We start from the raw sequence: 233 nt of genomic DNA, 5'->3' as shown, positions 1-233 counted from the left end.
GGCCAACATCAAGCCTGTCGATCCGGTCACCCTGGGCCTGGTCGGCCAGCTGGCCCTGGACGAAATCGTCAAGAAGGCCGCCGACAAGAAGGCCAAGGACGACCTGAAGAAAGGCGGCGGCACGATCCAGCCCGTCGAGGAGGTCGAGGCCGAGCCCGAGTTCGTCCCAGAGGCCCGCCAGCGCCCCAGCGCCGAACCGACCGCAGAGTCGGTGTTCGGCTCCAAAGCCTGCC

General features: G+C 67.8%; 1 protein-coding gene. It reads left to right on the top strand.

All coding sequences use genetic code 11. The features are described 5' to 3' along the window. Positions 1 to 233, top strand: a 233-nt coding sequence (locus CVH10_RS24740; protein ID WP_146143426.1) for a cell cycle transcriptional regulator TrcR, incomplete at both ends; no start/stop codon positions are given.

The organism is Halomonas sp. ND22Bw (assembly GCF_003011945.1).
In the GTDB taxonomy this organism is placed as follows: Bacteria; Pseudomonadota; Gammaproteobacteria; order Pseudomonadales; family Halomonadaceae; genus Halomonas; species Halomonas halophila.
Note: the sequence above shows the minus strand (reverse complement) of the source record. Positions and strands in the feature narration are given on the sequence as shown.